The 370-nt window shown below is 36.5% G+C and carries 1 protein-coding gene; it reads left to right on the plus strand.

Annotation, left to right across the window (positions count from 1 at the left end; translation table 11 throughout):
• On the plus strand, positions 1–370 hold a 370-nt coding region (locus R2R70_RS19225; RefSeq protein ID WP_410978784.1), incomplete at both ends, for a hypothetical protein.

The raw sequence follows: 370 nt of genomic DNA on the forward strand, positions 1-370 counted from the left end.
CTGGATGAAATGACAGCTAAGAAAAAAGCTTTATCTCAAAAAATGCAGGAAGTAAAGATAGACGAAAAAGAAGTACGTGAAAAAGCTTACTTAAAAACTATGCAAGAAGTACGTGAATTAGGCTTCAAAAAAGGCGAAAAACTTAATACCGCAGGTAATACTACTAAGACAAAAGCTAAGATAGTTGAAAAACACATGAAGTACTTCCCTAGAGAATGGGTTGAAGCTAGTAACCATACACCATTAGAGGTTATTTTCACGACTAAAGACCCTTATAAACGTGCTAACGCTGCCCATCATAACAGTAACTATGAAGGACTTGTGCAAGTAAGTCGTAGGTTTGGACTTAATGGTACTAGCTACACAGTAG

Origin of the sequence: Cobetia sp. SIMBA_158, from assembly GCF_046566945.1 — a bacterium.
Lineage (GTDB): Bacteria > Pseudomonadota > Gammaproteobacteria > Pseudomonadales > Halomonadaceae > Cobetia > Cobetia amphilecti.